The sequence below is a fragment of the Psychrobacter fulvigenes genome, from assembly GCF_904846155.1.
GTDB lineage: Bacteria > Pseudomonadota > Gammaproteobacteria > Pseudomonadales > Moraxellaceae > Psychrobacter > Psychrobacter fulvigenes.
This window is the reverse complement of the sequence record NZ_CAJGZP010000001.1, coordinates 1,921,043-1,940,171: the sequence shown is the minus strand read 5'-3', so window position 1 is coordinate 1,940,171 and position 19,129 is coordinate 1,921,043. Positions and strand designations below refer to the sequence as shown.

General features: G+C 39.5%; 11 protein-coding genes, 1 pseudogene and 1 other annotated feature. Of the genes and pseudogenes, 9 read left to right on the top strand and 3 right to left on the bottom strand.

The features are described 5' to 3' along the window. Positions 1 to 22 precede the first annotated feature (22 nt). On the bottom strand, positions 23 to 2,806 hold the full coding sequence (locus JMX03_RS08265; protein WP_201596031.1) for a class I SAM-dependent DNA methyltransferase: 2,784 nt from the start codon (positions 2,804 to 2,806) through the stop codon (positions 23 to 25). Positions 2,807 to 2,966: 160 nt separating this feature from the next. Here JMX03_RS08265 and JMX03_RS08260 point away from each other — a divergent pair, with 160 nt between their 5' ends. The 9 genes and pseudogenes from JMX03_RS08260 (at position 2,967) to JMX03_RS08220 (ending at position 16,940) form a co-directional block, all read left to right on the top strand. Beyond that, on the top strand, positions 2,967 to 3,455 hold the full coding sequence (locus JMX03_RS08260) for a hypothetical protein (RefSeq protein ID WP_201596029.1): 489 nt from the start codon (positions 2,967 to 2,969) through the stop codon (positions 3,453 to 3,455). Positions 3,456 to 3,829: 374 nt separating this feature from the next. Continuing rightward, positions 3,830 to 5,902 carry an anti-phage ZorAB system protein ZorA gene (gene zorA, locus JMX03_RS08255; RefSeq protein ID WP_201596027.1) on the top strand — a complete coding sequence of 691 codons (2,073 nt, stop codon included), beginning with the start codon at positions 3,830 to 3,832 and terminating at the stop codon, positions 5,900 to 5,902. 18 nt (positions 5,903 to 5,920) lie between these two features. Beyond that, on the top strand, positions 5,921 to 6,655 hold the full coding sequence (zorB1, locus tag JMX03_RS08250; RefSeq protein ID WP_201596025.1) for a type I Zorya anti-phage system protein ZorB1: 735 nt from the start codon (positions 5,921 to 5,923) through the stop codon (positions 6,653 to 6,655). A gap of 5 nt (positions 6,656 to 6,660) precedes the next feature. After that, positions 6,661 to 8,034 (top strand): EH signature domain-containing protein, encoded by a 1,374-nt coding sequence (locus tag JMX03_RS08245; protein ID WP_201596023.1) that lies wholly within the window; start codon positions 6,661 to 6,663, stop codon positions 8,032 to 8,034. Between the two features lie 105 nt (positions 8,035 to 8,139). Beyond that, positions 8,140 to 8,887: pseudogene (locus JMX03_RS08240) on the top strand (IS5 family transposase). An 87-nt stretch (positions 8,888 to 8,974) separates the two neighbouring features. Further along, the gene (locus JMX03_RS08235) at positions 8,975 to 12,121 is read left to right on the top strand and encodes a DEAD/DEAH box helicase (RefSeq protein ID WP_201596021.1); all 3,147 of its coding nucleotides are present in this window, start codon (positions 8,975 to 8,977) and stop codon (positions 12,119 to 12,121) included. 101 nt (positions 12,122 to 12,222) lie between these two features. Beyond that, complete coding sequence (locus JMX03_RS08230) at positions 12,223 to 14,271, top strand: AAA family ATPase (protein ID WP_201596019.1); 2,049 nt, start codon at positions 12,223 to 12,225, stop codon at positions 14,269 to 14,271. Beyond that, entirely contained in the window at positions 14,261 to 15,379 is a 1,119-nt protein-coding gene (gene mcrC, locus JMX03_RS08225) for a 5-methylcytosine-specific restriction endonuclease system specificity protein McrC (protein WP_201596017.1), read from the top strand. Before JMX03_RS08230 ends, mcrC begins: the two co-directional genes overlap by 11 nt. Positions 15,380 to 15,720: 341 nt before the next feature. Continuing rightward, positions 15,721 to 16,940 (top strand): IS3 family transposase gene (locus JMX03_RS08220; RefSeq protein WP_227695493.1). Its coding sequence is split into 2 segments (ribosomal slippage): positions 15,721 to 16,006 and positions 16,006 to 16,940, totalling 1,221 coding nucleotides; the frame shifts between segments, so codons are not numbered across the junction. Then, positions 15,996 to 16,112 (top strand) — a sequence feature (AL1L pseudoknot). Its footprint overlaps the gene before it by 117 nt. A gap of 114 nt (positions 16,941 to 17,054) precedes the next feature. Here the strand turns inward: JMX03_RS08220 and JMX03_RS08215 are convergent. Both JMX03_RS08215 and JMX03_RS08210 read right to left on the bottom strand, forming a co-directional pair. After that, complete coding sequence (locus JMX03_RS08215; protein WP_201596013.1) at positions 17,055 to 17,621, bottom strand: hypothetical protein; 567 nt, start codon at positions 17,619 to 17,621, stop codon at positions 17,055 to 17,057. Between the two features lie 69 nt (positions 17,622 to 17,690). Continuing rightward, positions 17,691 to 18,176 (bottom strand): hypothetical protein, encoded by a 486-nt coding sequence (locus JMX03_RS08210; protein ID WP_201596011.1) that lies wholly within the window; start codon positions 18,174 to 18,176, stop codon positions 17,691 to 17,693. Positions 18,177 to 19,129 lie beyond the last annotated feature (953 nt).

The following is a 19,129-nucleotide window of genomic DNA, read 5'->3' as shown; positions in this document are numbered from 1 at the left end:
AGGCTGCGGCTCGTATAAAGAGCTACTTAGCCTTCTTTTTGATTTTACTTTGCTTTTCCGCTTCGATAAGCTGCTCATAACGTGCCAGCAAATGCGCCAAGCGCTCTTCGGTATTGGAAAATCCTTGCATGCGATACAGCTTGTCCACCGCATCATCGAGGTTGCTATGCGCTTGTTTTAAGTCCTCAGGCATCTTATCCGGATCGTATAACTCAGCTAATGTCATGCCAGCATTACTGGCTCTAGCGAGTAGAATTTCTTCCGCAAGACTTTCAATGTGCTGTTTCTGCTCGTCTGTGGCGTCAGGGAAGGGAAAGGTGTTGTAGACGATGGTTCCTGAGTAGTTATAACGGCTTTCTAATCGACCAGCTACCAGCCGCATCCATTCATTATGCATTTTAGAAGTTATTAATCCAAAATCATATAATGATCCATTAGGAATAATACTCACCTTGTTTGTAGCAATGACATTGCTATCGAAAAAACCTATTGGAATATAAAATCGCCTTTCCGAAGATACTTTCGGAATTAGAAGATAACTTCCATCCGTAGGTTGTCTTATTTCAGGGAATAGGTGAGGAATCAATACTGCTTTTTCTCTAGTATCTTTCTTTTTACTATTTTGTCTATCAATTTTAACTTGTTCTACTAAATCGCTTAGTATTTTAGAATTACTAATGTCGTCCTCTAATGCATCAACAAGCCAAAAGCACCACCTTTGAATGCCGTGCAAAAATTCTTTAGAGCCAAGCAAAGGCCTAATCCATTTTTCTAAATCGGGCTCTTTGTTCAAGATTTCGTTCTTCTGCTCAGTATCCATGATTAGAGGTTCTGACTTAGTGTAATTAGACCCATCAACAACTTGTGAAATATCAGTAAATGGGTATGTTCGCGAGATAACAGCTATAGGATTGCCAGTCATCAAATAAGGGTTAATACTGTCAGTATTTTCTGTATGCCAATTTGTACCTATAAGCTTAAATATTTTCTTATTTTTATTGGTTTTTGGTGATAGGCCAATTATAACTACGTGTACAGCTGCATTATCTTTAGCGCTATTTTTCCAAGGGAATGACTGATAAGCAAAATCGATACTTATTCCTAATTCAAAAATATCAGGGAATAATATTGAAACTTGTATCCCTTGAACAACTGAACTTGTGGATACGAGCGCGAGTTTTGCATCTGAATCTGCAATATACTGTGCGCCTTTCCAAAACCATGATGTGACATAATCAAGATTTTTAAAGTTTTTAAATTCTTTAAAAGTTACTTCCATATCTCTTGTTTGGTCCTCTGTACGATTTTTCCGTCCTTTGAACGGTGGATTACCAATAATATAAATCTCATCACTGCCATTATTTGGACATACTTCATTCCAATCGATACGCAAGCTATTGCCATAAACAATGTGCCCACTGTCTTTGAGTGGCAGCATTGGCTGAGATGCACCAAACTCTTGCTCGAATAGCACATTCATCTGATGCTCAGCGAGCCATAGTGACAAACGCGCAATTTGACTGGCAAAGTCGTCATACTCGATACCGTACAGATTATCTAAGCTGACCACACTATCAAAGCCTAGACCCAGCAGATTGTCCTTAGAGCCTAGTAAGTCGCGTTGTGCTTTTAATACATCAATCTCTAGTTTACGCAGCTCTTTATAAGCAATGATCAAAAAGTTGCCTGATCCGCAAGCTGGATCAAATACTTTGATTTGGCTTATACGGGTAAGTAAGGCATCTAAGCGTTCGGCTTTATTGTTCTTATGGCGATTGTCATGACTCAGCGCTATGACCGTGTCTAGCTCTGCACGTAGCTCATATAAGAATAGTGGCTGTATGACCTTCATGATATTGCTAACACTGGTGTAATGCTGTCCTAAGCTGCCACGCTGCTCAGGGTCAATCACTGCCTGAAACATGGAACCGAAAATATCGGGGTTAATCTCGGCCCAGCTCAAACGTGCGCACTCTAGTAAGATACGGCGGGTACGCGCATCAAACTCCGGAATGGCAAACTGATATTCGAACAAGCTGCCGTTCACATAGGGGAATGCGCTTAGGTGAGTGGGCTTGGCATCGCGCTCGGTGCTAAACTCAGGTAAGTCTAAAACCTCAAACAGCTCATACAAGACGCTATCGACGTCACTGCCATCTATATTGGTGGTTCTATCAATCACGTCATAGAACTGGTCTGCTTTAAAAATACCCGTATCTTCAGCATAAAAGCAGAATAGTAGTCGCGTCAAAAATATATTGAGAGCATGTAAGTCATCAGCAGTATTAAACTCGTTAAGCTTGCGGATATGGTCAAACAAGCGACCCATTTTCTCTGACGCTTGTACATCAGCAGGGTGCTCTGAGTACTCACGTGCACGCTCTAGGCCGGCAAGTGGCAATAAGAAATGGTAGTTTTTATAAAGATCGGTAAAGTCGCAGTCAAGCGTCTCATCATACTTAGTGTCGTTAATCAGTACGGTGTTGAAGTCCGTTACCATCACCATACGGATTTTGTGCTGGTTGATGATTGGGCTGTTCATCACCTTACTTAGTGCTTTAGCAAGGTCTTGATCTTCATCTACAGGCTTAAAGTAGATACGATGCTTATTGGCAACCTCGCCAGCCTCAGGATTGGCTGCGACGTTAAAACGACCGTCATTCTTTTTAAGTGAGGTTATCGTAGATTTTGAGACATCTAGCAGCGTTAGAAAATCGTATATAAAGTCGTCTTTTTTATTCTTAACAATGACTTTGGTGGTTAATTTTTCTAAATCTTCAAAAAACTGGGTTTGGTTAAATGCCATGGTTGTCTCTGTAGATGAATTACGGGTGTAAATAAGCAGGCTAATGTGCAATTATAGCGCTATCTTAGAAGATTTAAAGGTTTAGTTGCTTTGAATGAGGTGATACAGCATCTTATCACTTGCAATAATAAGACTAGAATTTTATTAATGAGACTTGGTAATGATAGTTAGTGACTATTTTCACGGTGATTCTACCCGTATCGGATGGATCCAACATGATTGCTATAGAGAAGCATTACGAATCATCATTGACTTTGCTAGTGCTAAGCATCGTGAAGCTGAAGCCGTGGTTAATGTTCGTACAGAGTTGAGTGACTTGCGTGATGGGCTTGTAAGTTTTGATCATAGAACTTTGCAGTGGTTGCATGATCGTATGGCAGCGTCGTTCCGTATGCAGTATTGTCTTAATGCAGATTTATTTACGTATGTGATACCTGACCCTCATACACCCGCAGAAATTACTACTTTTTGGTTTGAATTTCTAAGAAAAGAGCTGGAGAGAGTGTTTGCTGAGTATTTGCAGCTTCCTCGATTGATTCTTACTGCTGCTCTTTATCCAAATCCTGATAAAAAAGGTATTGCGGCAGAAGATGAGATTTATGATTTGACTAGGCAGTTATATCCTGACTTGAAACGCTTTCAACTTTAATAATACGGGTAAGACCTCCAAATTCGCTAAACATCATCAGAGTCAAATTACCTATATCTGCCTTATAAAAGGTACCTAGATTTCATAATTATCATTGAGTATGATGTCTACTACTCCCTCTCTACCATAATCATAAACCCTCAGAACTATCTTCTATTTCCTAAATACTATTTTTTTCAATCATTTTCTAGTCATTTGTTCATGTTACCATTGTGTTTTTATGAGTTACAGCTTGTAATTGAAGATGTGGGTCGCTGTCATGAAACTTTGATGGCGGTCTTTTTATTGAGCTAATTCTGGTTTTACTGTAGTCAAATAAAACGGAATGACTATAAAAGCGTTCAAGCTATTATGTGATTAGACGGATGGTATCGATGGATTTAAATTGGTTAAAAATAGCGCAAGTCTCGCAAGAGTATTATTTGTTCCCAACATTAATTCTGATTTTTGTTAGTTATGTAGGTGTTAGATTTTTCTTTAATTATTTAAGACCTGCAAGAGCATTAAATAATAAGCTATCACAAGTCGCCGATGAACTAGAAGCCATTGATGATCAATCTGGAATAAATAAGGGTTTATTAGATGAGAAGTTTAGTAGTCATTTGTCATTAAGACAGGCTTGGTCGAATTACAAAAAAACCTTCCATGATACTTATGAGACTGTAGATGGGGAAGATAGGGTTGTTCACTCACATGCAACCGTACCAAGTGAAGCGTTTTTTACAGAATCCATCGTCGTAGATGTACCATTAAAGGTAGAGTTTTATAAGCATTTGCCCGGCATGATTACAGGTGTCGGTATTATTGTTACCTTTGCAGGTTTGCTCATCGGTCTACTAGCCTTTGATCCTGCTGGCAGTCCTGACACGGTTCAAGACAGTCTAAATCTGCTACTGACTGGCGTTGCTGAGGCATTCATGGCGTCTGGATTGGCTATTCTGGTCGCTATGCTTATCACATGGCGTGAAAAGTCATGGCTGAGACAGTGCTACGCGCAATTACAGCGGTTAAACACAGCTATTGATAATGCCTTTATTCCTGATGACAGCGGTGAGGAATATTTAGCCAAACTATTAAAATCGTCGCAAGCAAACGAAGCCAATGCTCGCCAGCTCAAAGACAGTCTAGTAAATGAGCTAAAGGTCATGATGACCAATCTGGTTGATGAGAATAAAAAGAATCAGACAGCTTTTGCGACTCATTTAAGTGAGTCTTATGCGCAAACCAGTCAGTCGATGGCAACCCAGATTGGCGAGTCTATTACCGATAATCTGCAAGGTCCTTTAGATAAGATTGCCTCGAGCGTGCAGCAAGTGAGTGGCGATCAAGGATCAGCAGTACAGGAACTAATGACTGATGTGTTGACCGCCTTTATGAGTAAGCTTGAAACGACATTTGGCAGTCAAATGAATGGCATGAGTGAGATGATGACGCAGTCTGTCACCGCTATGCGTGAGATGCAGTCAGGGTTTTCTCAGCTCATTACAGATATGCAAGTCAATAGTGAAACATCAACGAAGACGCTAGAGACGCAAATGACAAACATGATGGAGAGTATCCATCAAAAGCAAAATGAGATGGCAGCTCAAATGAACGATATGGTAGAAAACCTATCTACAGGTTCCGCCAAGATGAGTGAGCAAGGATTACAAGCTGCAGAACAGCTAAATAGTAAGATGTCAGAGCTCGTCTCAGATTTGGGCGCCTCCATGTCAGGTCTGCTGGCAAATGTTGCCGAACAGTGCATCGAGCAAGATCGCCTAATATCAGACAACCAACAAAAACTGCACGAGCAGTCAACAACGCTCATTGATAACTTAGGTGGCGAGATTAAAGAGCTGATAGCGCACAGCCAAGACGCCGTTCAAATGCATAAAGAGAATATCCAGAAACTGTCTAAAGTCACTACAGACAGTATCACTGGTATGAACGAGGGCGCAGAAAAAATGCGCAGAGCGTCCGAGCAGTTTACGACAGCGGGTAGTTCGCTGAGTACGGTTACTGAAAAATCCTCAGAACTTATTGCACAGGTTAATACCACCTCAATCAATATGACTAACGCCAGCAGCAACTTGATTGAGTTGGTCAGAGATTATAAGAACTCTCAAAATAGCGTTAATCTTGCCATCAAAACACTCGAGGGTCTCATTCAGCAATCAAAATCTGAGGCAGGCATGAGCAGTCAAATGCTTAATGATATGCAAGGTATGACAACCGCGCTTAATCAAGTGAAGGCAGAGATGCAAGAGTATCTAACAGAAGTCAGCGATGTATTAGTGAAAAGCTTTGATAGTTTTGGTAGCTCTGTTGAAAGTAGCCTAAACCAGTCACTGGTATCCTTTGATAATACCCTTGATCAGGCGGTCAAACGTCTTGCAACGGGTGTCGAGGGTCTAGGGAATGTGGTAGAAGATCTTGAAGATTTGACCCAAAAAGTCAGACTGTAATTTTGGAGTGTATCGCTAATGTTTGGTAATAATAGATACGCAAAAAAGCACCGTCCAAAAGATGAGGGTGAGAAACCTTTTTGGATATCATTTGCTGACTTGATGACCGCGCTTATGACCTTGTTTTTGGTGGTGATGGCGGTGTCTTTAATGGTAGTGACCAAAAAGATCAATGAAGCCACCCAAGCAGAAAAAGAGCGCAGCTCAGAGATTTTAGATATTTGTACCAGTATTAAAGATGATCCTACTTTAAAAGATCAACTGGTTACCGTCGACTGTAAAGAAAACCGTATTAATTTTGGTGAAGCTGGCCGCTTTGGTCATAATGACTATCGATTAAATTCAGAAGGTGTAAAAGCATTAAGTGCCCTAGTACCTGTAGTCTTAGATGCAGCCAATAGTGAAAATGGCAAAAAATGGTTCAAACAAATCGTGATTGAAGGCTTTACAGATACGGATGGCTCATATTTATATAACCTAAATTTAAGCTTGCGGCGCTCAGAATGGGTCATGTGTAGTTTGCTTGACCCAAAATTCAACCCAGAGCTTAATTTAACTGCTGCGCAAGAAAGTCAAATAAAGCAGTTGTTTTTAGCAGGTGGAGTGTCGTTTAACGCTGCAAAAGACAGTAAAGAAGCCTCACGCCGCGTTGAGCTACGAATGCAGTTTTATGGCTTAAAAGAACAAGAGGATATCGAGGATCAACCAACCTTTGATTCTATTGCTGTTGAAAGCTGTCAGTTGCCAAGGTAGATGTGATGAGTATCGCTGATTTAAAGCAAAGACTAAACCAGAGCGTTGAGAGGTTTTCTGAGCCTGCTCAAGCACAAAACAAATTTGCTAGACCGCATAAATTGATAAAGACCTTAGATATCATTGAGCGTAAGTTTGATGATATGGAAAATACTCAGCCTATTGAAGCAAAAATTATCAATTCTATTAAAAAGCTAGAGCGACATGGCACAGAGTATCTGACCAAGCGTGATTGGAAGAATCTAGCATGGTCACTGAGTAAGAAACTGTCAAATTACGAAGATAAAATTTTATTTACATTCATAGGTAGCCAGCTGGTTGAGCAGTTTAATAACATGAAGCCTGAATTGCTTAAGGCCGTTTATTTTCCTTTGCTTTATAGTTATTTTGCAGTAGAGCAAGATGAAATTAACAAACGGCCTAATAACTGGCTTGGGCTCAAAAATATCTTAAGTACCAACCGTTCCTCTTTATTTCAAACCACCACACGTCCTAAAAAATGGCTAACGACGTTAACTGAACATCCTGAACTACTATCAGCAGACCCTTCCAAAAAATTCATTCGTAACTTTTTACATAATAGCGATGAGGAAAGAGTAAGTAGTCAGCTAGAAAGCCTAAGTATCGCACCGAATAGTTGGTTTTGGGATAGTTTAGTAAGCTCATCTATCAAGTCTGTTAAAACGATGAGAGAGGACGATTACCTCGAAGCCATCCCTCGCTTTCTGCGTTTATTAGAACAAAACCCAATCTATACCAAAGACATCTTAACAGCGCTACTTGAACGTTATGCAACAACCTCAAGACGTACGATAGTACATGAAGTCTTAAAGAGCATCTGTTTGACGCAGTGGGGTAATCCTCAATACGACTCATCGGCAGGCTGGCGTAACGTCAGCCTGGATACCAAAAAAATGGTGATTCAATGGTTTGTTAGAGCAGATTTAGAAGCCTTCTTTACCGTTTTTGGTAGTAGTGCCGATGTTCGAAGGTTTAATTACTGGATGAGATTTCTCAAACAAGTCACGCTTTCAGAAATATTCTTAAATGATCAAGCAATGCGTTATCCAACAGCGCAACAAGCAGAGTTTAAGAGAAATAATGCTGGGCGATTTAAAAGGATTGTTGGTAAAAGTAATGCTGCAAACGCTTTTATGATAAAAATAGGGGGGTTCTATATAGTAGAGTTCTCTGAAATGAATAATGCGACCTACTTTTATCGTAAGCTTCCGTACCCTCCTTTTCAGGGAAAAACAGGTAAAGTAGAGATTACTAGCTTAAAGTCAACTTCTCAGGCTCAGTTTTACTTATCACATCAAGGAGCTTGGGAGAAATCCTTCGATCGCAGACTGCAAGAATTAGGAATATTTCCAGATTAAAACTATAGAGTATCTTTAATGAAATTAGGGCGTGTCATCAATTAGCATAGATATTTCAGAATAAGCTATACTTAGATCGTATTTAGGAATTTGAGCTCAATGACTATGACAAGACGACATGCCCTACGTGATGACCAATGGGAGAGAATTAAAGACATTCTACCTGGTAAACCAAGTGACGTTGGTGTTACTGCAAAGGATAACCGCTTGTTCGTAGAAGCGGTTCTGTACCGTTACAAGACCGGCATACCTTGGCGTGACCTACCTGAACGCTTTGGCGACTTCAGAGTGATTCATACTCGTTTTAGTCGCTGGTCAAAAAAAGGCGTATGGGAGCAGGTTTTTAATCAACTCTCTGAACAACCGATGACGAATATGCCATGCTAGATGCCACGATTGTTAAAGCCCACCAGCACAGTGCTGGAAAAAAAGGGATCAAGCCATTGGACGCAGCAAAGGTGGACTGACGACTAAAATACATACTCGAACAGATGCGCTAGGCAATCCTACTGGCTTTTATCTAACAGGTGGGGCAGCTCATGATCTGTGTGGCTCAGATGAATTGCTTGATGTCAGTATTAGCCAAACGTGGCTTGCCGATAAAGCTTACGATGCTGATGCCCGCGTTATTGAACCGATTAAAGCAGTGCAAGGTAATGCAGTTATACCATCTAAGTGTCATCGGCTGCAGCCAAGAGACTTCGATAAAGAGCTTTATAAAGCGAGGCACCTAATAGAGAACTTCTTTGCCAAGATTAAGCAGTATCGTGCGATTGCCACTCGCTATGATAAGTTAGCCAGTCATTTCCTTAGTGCCATTCACTTAGTTTCTTGTGTCGTTTGGCTTAATTGATGACACGCCCTAGCATTTTGGAAAAGAAATAAAAATAAGCAGACCGCAACATCAGAAACTGTAGTCAATAGTGTCGAGCCTGCGCCATTGCAATATGATGACATTGGTTTAAAACATAGCTATAAATCGGCAGCCAAAACAGATGCAGATTTTTATTGGGAAAGCTTAACGGATGAAGAGCTCGCTTATCAGTCAGATGATGGCTATATCTTGCCATGGGAGGCTCTTTTTGAGATACAGCAAGACCCTGAACATGATAGTGTTATCGACTTATTGAGCTTACCAGTATCAAGTGAGCTATACCCAGTTATTCGTAGTGAAAATGGTCTCAGTGACGAAGATTTCCAAATCATTCTTGATGGCTGGTGTGATAAAAATAAGATTAAATTTAAAGGGTCAGTCAAACGAGAAGGCGCTATTGTTAGTATTGCTGGAGAAGAATATCTATTAAGCGAGTCGGTCTGGAAACTGGTTGAAAAAATCAAAGCATTCTCTCGTGTCACGGATAAAGACAAAGCATTAAATCAAAAATATTGGGCACAGATACGTAGTCTAGCAAACAAAAGTGAAGCCAATTTAGACGAGTTTTTACGTAAAACTATCGTGCTCGCCCCAGAGGAACTGCAACTTAATCTTCGTAAAAACTTAGTGAGCACAGAATCGATAGTTGAAGTACAGCCCGACTTTAAAGACGCGCCTGCAAACTGGCTACAAACTTTCGATAGCTATAATGACGTTCAAAGTGAATATACGATCAGCTTGCCAGAAGGCGGTCTAGCGCACGTCATCATCGAGCCACAAGTCAAAAGCGTACTCAGTGAAATCAAAAAAATGCCCAATCGGCGCATAGCTGGTGAGCGTGCACAGACTTTTTTGCATAACCCTTTTTCTCAGTTAGGTGATGACGCAGTTGAAGTCATATCTTCAGAGGGTTTCGAGCAGTCGAAAGAAGAGGCGGAAATCTATAGCTATCGTATGAGTATAGATAAAGCTTACGATGAATCATCATATTTTATTTCAGCTCAGCTGACACTGCATGAAAACTCAAATCGAGAAAAAGACCCTATTTTATTAGCGCTCTCCAATGTAGTGCAGGCTGAGCATTTTATAGCTGCTTATGAGAAAACATCTCCTATTTTTCTATGGGCGGGCTATAACATCGATAGAACCAGCTATTTAGATGATCAAGTAGCCGCACTTAAAAATGATCTAGAAAATATTCAGCAGTATGAAGATGATTTGCAAGCTAAAAATGTACTAGATTTAAATAATTACAGCGCTCGAGTAATTGGTATTGGTGAAGCCGAAAAGTTGAGTTCTGAAGCCATTCAAAAAGATAGTGGCGAGTCACAATGGTTACCACAGAACCTTATTGAAGAGTCCGCTACTTTATCTCAGCTGACTGCTAATAATGATATTGAGACTACTACCGAACGACTTAAGCAGCGCATCGAGCAGGCAGAATTAAAGGGGTCGGACTTCGTACAACATCCAGATAGCGATGTATCTATTACATTAGACGAAGCAAAGAGCTTGCTAGATGAGCTTTGTGACTCAAAAAATGAGAATGCAGCTGAGAGTAATACTGAGCAAGAGCAACCAGATGCAGCTGAAAAAAAGAAAAAATCCACCTTATTGATTGCCAATAATATTGATGAGGCTGGTTTTACCAAGCAACGAGCTGAAATACTGAGCCTTGATGAAAAAAATCGCCCAGCAGCGAGAATGCCGTCAAGCTTTAGAGACCAAGAGTTTAGCTTGAAAAAGCATCAAGAGTATGGTGTTGCTTGGCTACAAAATCTATATCAATATGCGCCTATGCAGGTGAGTGGCTGCTTGCTAGCCGATGACATGGGACTAGGAAAAACGCTGCAGTTACTTTGTTTTATCGGAGAAATCCTAGAAACAGCAGAAGATAAAAAACCTGCGTTGGTGGTAGCGCCCGTGTCGTTGCTAGAAAACTGGGAATCTGAAATCAATCGATTTTTTAGTGCCAAGTTTGGCAAAGTGTTGAGTCTATATGGTGATAATTTAAAACAGCGAAAAATACCTAAGCACTTAATATCTTCTCAACTAAGAGATGATTATGGCATTACAAAGCTACTTGAAGATAATTGGTTGGGCAGTGCAGATATTGTGCTCACCACTTATGAAACCATGCGAGATCTTGAGTTCTCCTTAGGGAGAGTGGACTGGAGCGTTATGGTCTGCGATGAGGCACAAAAAATTAAAGTACCCACCGCTATGGTCACCAAAGCTGCTAAAGCCCAAAAAGCTGACTTTAAGATTGCTTGTACCGGCACACCTGTAGAAAACTCAATGGTGGATCTATGGTGCTTGTTTGACTTTATACAAGAAAACTTGCTCGGCTCTTTAACTGAGTTTAACAAAGAGTACCGCCGACCTATTGAGAGAAAAGAGGATGAGAATAGCGCAATAATTAACAATCTTCGTCAATTGATTGAGCCGCAAGTGTTAAGACGTATGAAACACGACGTCGCTGAGTTGCCAGCGAAGCATGAGGTTGATGACTGTAAGGATATTGCAATTTCACAGTTACAGCGTACGTTGTATAAGCAAGTATCTAATGACACTCAAAGTCTATCTGAGCAAGGCAATAAAGGCGTTATGTTGAAAGCGTTACATGATATGCGGATGATTTGTGCCCATCCCTTAAAGCTACATCAGCAAGCAACGATCAATGACTCGCCTAAAGCTAAATGGCTAATAGAGACTTTAGAGCTCATAAAACAAAAAAATGAGAAGGTTATTATTTTTACTGAGTTTAGAGACATTCAAGTATTTATAAAGCGACTTTTACTTGAGCGATATGGTTTAAATGTGACGACTGTAAACGGCGACACAAATACCGACAGTAAAAAAGGGTTAACTCGGCAAGCAACTATTGATAAGTTTCAAGAAATAGAAGGGTTTAATGCAATTATCTTATCCACGGCGGCAGTTGGCTTCGGAGTGAATATTCAAAAGGCAAATCATGTGATTCATTATACAAGGAGCTGGAACCCCGCTAAAGAAGACCAGGCGACAGATAGGGCGTATCGTATTGGACAAGATAAAGAGGTCTATGTGTACTATCCGTCTATCTCAGCACAGGATTTTGAAACCTTTGAAGTTAAACTGGACAAGCTGTTATCTAGTAAGCGTCGTCTTGCTGATGATATGTTAGAACCAAACACTGAAATCACACAAGAGCTGATTCAGTCGGTTTATTGAGTAAGACTTTTAACAAAAAAGGCGCTTAAGCACTGGTATCAATAAATTTTCATCTAGCAGAATCAACTCAAAATTAGCCACTAATCTTGAATAGGGTAAAAATGAACTTACAAAATTTGTATGATAGAACAAAAGACCTCAATTATATCGAAGTTGAAAAGCTAGGTGCCACGCTTTCAGCAGAATTTATAATGGCATATGTTAATCAGACCACTGATGATGAGATAAATAATCATCCAGTAGATTTTGTAGTAAATATTTTGAAACTCAGTATAGGTGTTCCATTTGAAAAGAAGCTAGACCTCATAAAAGATAAGAACTCCGTTATAAAAAATCATATGATAGTGGCTAAAGATTGTTATTTGGATAAGATTAAAGATTTAAACCCTCCTAAAGAGCATGATATATCATCGTCATCGGTTGCTGCTGGCGGATTCTATAGAAGCTTTGGAGTCATTAAATACGCAGACTTAAGTGATATTCTAAAAATAGAATATATTAAATTTGCTACTAATCTTAAACATCTTATCGAATGTCTATCTGAGCTATACCAGTCTGATAAAGCTAATAAAGAAAAAGCAAGACAACTATATTTAGATTCAGGCTTGGATTTTAGTGTGAACCACATTACCACCAATATAGTTGCCAATATTATCTATCCAATTTTCCCAACTGCTTTTCCATTGACCAATGGTTATTGTTCAGAAGGCTTTAAATTTGTTGGTTTAGAAAAATTGCGAAAAAATAATAGTAATCCTGAAACCTATATTAAACTTGCAAAGCAGTTAGATTCCACTATTTTTGATGAGCTTGGATTGGAGAGTGAAGATAGACACTTCGGTGTAATTGATAAGATGTTTTATGTTTATGAGATGGGTGATAGCTTATTAGATTTAGATAGATCAGAGACGGTTTTAGATGATGCGCATGGTACGGGTAAGACTGATGAAGTCTCTAAAAAGAATTGGAAAGAGATGATTCCTTCTCAAGTAAAACAGCTTTGTAATGAAAAGCAGTCTTATGAATTTACGATAGATGAGTTTTTAGAAAGATTTACTGATGATATTAAAGAAAGGTACCCTAAGAACAGTGATATTGAAAGAGATGTTAAATACCTATTAAACAAAATGGTCAAAGATGGAGAAATGAAGTCACTTGGTAAGGGAGTATATCGCTTACTAAGTGAGGATCTGGTCAATGATCTTGATGTCGAAACGGATTCTGAGACTGATACACTGGTAGCTCCTGACAGCTACTCTATTGATGATATTACAGCTGACGGATGTTTTTTACCTCAATCTAAGATTGAGATGGTACTTAAGCGTCTTCAAGCTAAGAAAAACATTATACTACAGGGTCCTCCCGGTACTGGCAAAACTTGGCTTGCAAAAAGATTGGCCTTTGCTTTGATCGGTCAACGTGACGACAGTAAGGTAAGAGCTGTGCAGTTTCATCCAAACCTATCCTATGAAGATTTTATTCGCGGGTGGCGTCCATCAGGTGAGGGCAAGCTGACATTGGTAGATGGTCCTTTTATGGAAGTGATTAAAACTGCCATAGATGATCCTGAGTCAAAATATGTCATCGTCATCGAAGAGATTAACCGAGGCAATCCGGCTCAAGTATTTGGTGAGATGCTCACGTTACTTGAGGCCGATAAAAGATCGCCAGATGAAGCGTTAGAACTGTCTTATAGAAAAACTGCTGGTGAACGTATTTATATACCTAGTAATTTATATGTCATCGGCACAATGAATATTGCTGACCGCTCGCTTGCATTGGTTGATCTGGCCTTGCGTCGTCGTTTTGCCTTTATCGATCTTGAACCGATACTTGGTAAAGCCTGGCGTGATTGGGTAAGAGATAAGAATGGTATTGACTCAGAATTCTTAGATAACATTGAGCAGCGAATTAGTGCTTTGAATGATGAGATTACTAAAGATCCTAGTCTTGGCGCTCAATTCCAAATAGGTCATAGTTATGTGACGCCAGCCGTTGGTATGAATATCACAGATGCTAAAGAGTGGTTCGTTGAAGTGGTAGAAACAGAGATAGGTCCTTTGCTCGATGAGTATTGGTTCGATGATCTTGAGAAATCTCGAAAAGCCCAAAAGCGCTTGACTGAAGGGTTGCAAGTATATGCCAGTTAAAGAAGACATAGCTATAGAGTCCTCTGATGATGTTAACTATATAGGCAAGATACCTGTTCGTAATCTTTGGCTTCTTATGTTCTATGCATCAGATATCTATAGAGAGCTTGACGTTGCAAATATTGCAGTTGAAGAGAACCCTGATGATATTCCAGACTTAATCGCCGAAATGCTTTGTCGACGGGTCGAACATCGCATTCAACGTAACCTAAGTTATAGCTATCAGTCTCGTGATGCTGTGCTCAGTCGTGTACGTGGCAGAATAGACCTTATAGGTACTGAAAGAGGCAGGTTGCTTGAGCGGGGTAAGGTCGCCTGCTGCTTTGATGAGCTAACTATTGATACGCCGCGTAATAGATATGTCCGAGCGGCTCTTGAGGCTATCTCTAAAGTCGTTAAACGTAAAGATTTGGCTCATTGGTGTCGATCGCTAGATATACGTCTAAGACGAATGGGTGTCAGTCAAACACGCCCCAGTCGTAGTGAGGTATCAGTGGATAGGTTTGGGAGACATGATGCTGAAGATAAGCCAATGGTAACGGCTGCACATCTAGCGTTTAATCTGGCCTTACCAACAGAATCTAAAGGTACAAGGCAGTTGTCTTCAGCACAGAGAGACAATCTACCGTGGCTGCGCAAACTCTTTGAAAAAGGGGTAGCTGGATTTTATGCTACGGTTCTGTCAAATCAATGTTATAGAGTAAGCTCGGGGAAAGTGCTTAAGTGGCAAATAAGTGATAAAAGCTTAGGTATGGATAATATCCTTCCTAATATGAAGACGGACATCATCATTGATAATATTGAATCAGCACATCGCATCGTTATCGATACTAAGTTCAATGCTGTGGTTACAAGTGGGTGGTATCGAGATGAAACATTAAGAAGTGGATACCTGTATCAGATGTATTCCTACCTAAGATCTCAAGAGGACAGTAATGACCCTCTTAATGAGAATGCTAGTGGTCTATTTATTCATCCTTCGATAGGGGAAGATGTGAATGAGTATGTTGTTATTGATAACCATAAAATTCAATTTTCTACTGTGAATCTGGCAACATCTGCTGTGGGAATTCGAGAGCAGTTGTTAAAAGTCATCAGAATTAATTAAACTCAAACCCCAATATTAACAACATCACCTGAGAAAATCGGATTTCATACCTCAGCCTTTCATGCTATACAAGTAATAGTATGTAGGGGTTTTTAGACTCATCAGAGTAAATAAATCCATGGTATATGGAGATGTTATTGATATTTTGGACACCATGGTTTTTGGGGTATATGCCCCCTGATAAGGTATAGTTTAAATTAATATTTGGTCTACTCTAGCATTGAATAATTCTTCGCTATGGATATTAATTTTAAAACTATACCTTAATAAAAATAAACTGCAGATCAAAATTGAACCGCCCCGAGATTGTCGGAGACTCAACTTTCTGAGAGAATACGACAATGAAAACACGAAACTATACCCCTGAAATGAAAGAGCGAGCCGTCCGTATGCTAATTGAAGCTAAAGACGACTATCCATCCACCTGGTCTGCCATCAAAGCCATAGCACCAAAGATAGGTTGCACGCCTGAGACCCTACGATCATGGCATAAAAAGCACATTGATAAAACCATTCCTGCAAAGATTCAAGCTCAAAGCCAAGCCGAGCGTATCAAAGAGCTTGAACGTGAGAACAAAGAATTAAAGCAAGCCAATGAGATCATAAGGAAAGCAGCCGCTTTTTTCGCCCAGGCGGAAATAGACCGCAAACCTTAGTGATGGTTCAATTCATCGACGAGAATAAATCTATTTATGGCATTCCAGCTATTTGTAGAGTCTTGCCGATTGCCCCATCCACATACTATCGTGCTAAAGAGCTAGAATTGAGTCCTGAAAAGCGTTCACAGCGTAGTCAGCATGACGACTTCTACCTTGGTGAAATCCAGCGGATCTGGAGTGATAGCAAGTGCCGTTATGGTACTCGTAAAGTCTGGAAACAGTTGAAAGCAGAGGGTATACATCCTGCACGCTGCACTGTAGAGCGGTTAATGCGGCAGCATGGCATGCAGGGTGTTTGGCGAGGTAAAGGTAAGATAACGACTAAGTCTCGTGACGATCAAAAGCGTGCTGATGATTTGGTTAATCGTAACTTTAATGCCTATCGCCCTAACCAGCTATGGGTAGCTGATTTTACCTATATAAAGACATTGAGTGGTTGGGTCTATACCGCCTTTATCATTGATGTGTTTGCTCGCGCTATCGTTGGCTGGAAAGTATCAGATCGTATGAACACTGATATGGTGATGGCAGCACTAAACCAAGCCATTGCAGACAGAAACCATCCTAAAGATGTGATTCATCATAGTGATCGCGGCGTTCAGTACTTATCCATTCGCTATACTGATAAGATGGCTGATTCTGGCGTCATTGCATCTGTTGGTACAACGGGTGATTCATACGATAATGCGTTGGCTGAAACGGTTAACGGGCTTTATAAAACAGAGGTGATTGAATATTTAAAACAGCAGTGGCAAGGTGTGAACGATGTTGAATTAGCAACCCTAGAATGGGTCGATTGGTTTAACAAAACTCGCATTCATAGTACGATTAGTTATGTGTCGCCTTTTGAGTTTGAGAGACGATACTATGATAGTCTTTGTGAGTCAGACAAAGCTGCCTGACTCAAGTAAATCACTCTCCGATAAAGTCGGGGCGGTTCAAATTTCTTAAAATTATAATCTCCCAAGTTAATGTCTACTGATTTGACAGCAAAGGTCATTACTCAAAAATCCTATTTACCAAAACTCGCAGGTGACCGTTTTATTTTTAGAGTCGTATTCGGCCCCTCTTTTTTCCATTTCACCCCAGTATTCCATGGTTCGAGTTTGAGAATTCGGCATAATGGTAGGTACAGTCGCAGTCGATGCAAACTTTAAAACAGTTTCACCCCCTGATGATTCAGGTATAAAGCTGAATATATACTCCTCTAGAGGCTGACTGCGGTAGGTAACGCCTTTATTAAAAATTACCCGGTATTCAGTGTATGGTTCACCTTTTTTCATTTTCACATCTTTTATCATATTTCGATATTCTGATAACCACTGCGCTTTTGGCTTTACGAAATTGTCATAAGCTTTTTGGCCTCTGATGCTGTCTGTAAATGCTGTGTCTTTAGCAGCAATCTTTTTATAAGGTGGCTTTTCACCAGAACAAGCATCTTCCATCCAGCCAAACACATGAACCATATCATTGCTTTTGTAGCTGCTTATATTTTTAGAAGAGATGGGGGCGGCTAGAGTAGTAGTAGATAGTAGAGATGCAGTCGCTAATAAGGCCAAAGAAGTTATAGATATGGATTTCATAATTGCTCCAGTAGATAAATGTTGGTAGTTAAAGTACAGAGTAAAGAACGTATTATATTCAAATACTTGTTATGAGATGCTGCTAATAAATTCATAAGGCACACAGAAAGCAGTGTCTTTTTTGATGTATTTGAAACATTGTAAAACATCAGAAAAGTTAGGGTTTTTCTTTTCATAACGATTTTCTATTTCTTTATCAGAGATTTTTTTAAATGTTTTATGATGTAAATTTATTATTTCAGCTGCTTTACCATTGACTGAAATACTTTCTTTTAAATTTTGGACGTTTCCATTTTTATCAAAATCAAACGTAGCATTATTGACGGTACGATAAGTACTACCATTAGGCAGTTTAAAATTTAGTTGGCTAATTGCATAACTCATACTTCCTCCTACTGCACCATCGTAAGTACAAGCTTTTACGAGAGCCTTCTTCTTACTAATAGAATCAACGGTGGTGCATTTGGTACTGCCATTAACATCACCCATGCCGGCAATAGCGTTAATAGAAAGTAATAACAATGGAGTAATCATCAGTATTTTTTTGAGCTTCATAAATATATCCTTTTGTGAGTTTTAATTTCAGAAAAAGCAAATGAGTGCCTTGCTGATGAGTTGATTATAGCGTCTGAAATACCGGTTATTTTCTTAACCGACGAACGGTTGCTAATCGAATTTGAACTCCTAAAGCATATCCCCGTTTTTAGTAGTGAAGGCTATTAGTCGGTTTCAGAGCTTAAGAGGTTAAGAATAAAAATACTAAAGTAAAAATCCAAACCCCAAGACCTCATCTTTGAGCTCATCATCTAGTAAAATCCTAAAAAATAATGACCTCTTAAAGCTATATCAATTGTGGCTTTAAGAGGTTCTTTTGTGCTTAAAATAATCTGAAAATATTTAAAACTAGTAGCCATTCTCCAATTTTAAGCACCACAATACTAAAGCGTTTAACACCTACATGATTAATGGATAACATGAATTATATTCACTATTTTTATAAAAACGATGAAAAATAATAAAATTAGGGTTAGGCAAAAACTTGCCAATCCTATTAAGGATGATTTGTATGTAAATTCGTATGCTAGAGCCGCTTTATGTATTTGGCAGAGATTTAAACCTGAGGCTACCTATGTCAAACTCCAATATCAACAACATAACTTGAGAAAAGTCAATTTCATACTTCAGCCTGCTACGTTGTACAAATAATAGCATATAGGGGGTTTTCGACTCATCAGAGTAAAGCAAATCCATGTTATATGGATGTGTTATTGATATTTTGGACACCATATCATTGGTGTGTGTGCCACCTGATAAGATATAGTTTAGATTAATATTTGGTCTAATTTACCATTGAATAATTCTTCGCTATTGATATTAATTTCAAAAATAACCCTTAATAAAAATAAACATCAGATCAAAAATTTTTAAAATTATAATCTCCCAAGTTAATGTCTACGGATTTGACGGCATAGCTCATCAAAGAGGAACACGGCATCAAATGCCGTCGT

Coding starts and splice junctions, on each gene's coding strand:
- JMX03_RS08265 (WP_201596031.1), bottom strand. CDS start 2,806: ATGGCATTTAACCAAACCCAGTTTTTTGAAGATTTAGAAAAATTAACC.
- JMX03_RS08260 (WP_201596029.1), top strand. CDS start 2,967: ATGATAGTTAGTGACTATTTTCACGGTGATTCTACCCGTATCGGATGG.
- zorA (WP_201596027.1), top strand. CDS start 3,830: ATGGATTTAAATTGGTTAAAAATAGCGCAAGTCTCGCAAGAGTATTAT.
- zorB1 (WP_201596025.1), top strand. CDS start 5,921: ATGTTTGGTAATAATAGATACGCAAAAAAGCACCGTCCAAAAGATGAG.
- JMX03_RS08245 (WP_201596023.1), top strand. CDS start 6,661: ATGAGTATCGCTGATTTAAAGCAAAGACTAAACCAGAGCGTTGAGAGG.
- JMX03_RS08230 (WP_201596019.1), top strand. CDS start 12,223: ATGAACTTACAAAATTTGTATGATAGAACAAAAGACCTCAATTATATC.
- mcrC (WP_201596017.1), top strand. CDS start 14,261: ATGCCAGTTAAAGAAGACATAGCTATAGAGTCCTCTGATGATGTTAAC.
- JMX03_RS08215 (WP_201596013.1), bottom strand. CDS start 17,621: ATGAAATCCATATCTATAACTTCTTTGGCCTTATTAGCGACTGCATCT.
- JMX03_RS08210 (WP_201596011.1), bottom strand. CDS start 18,176: ATGAAGCTCAAAAAAATACTGATGATTACTCCATTGTTATTACTTTCT.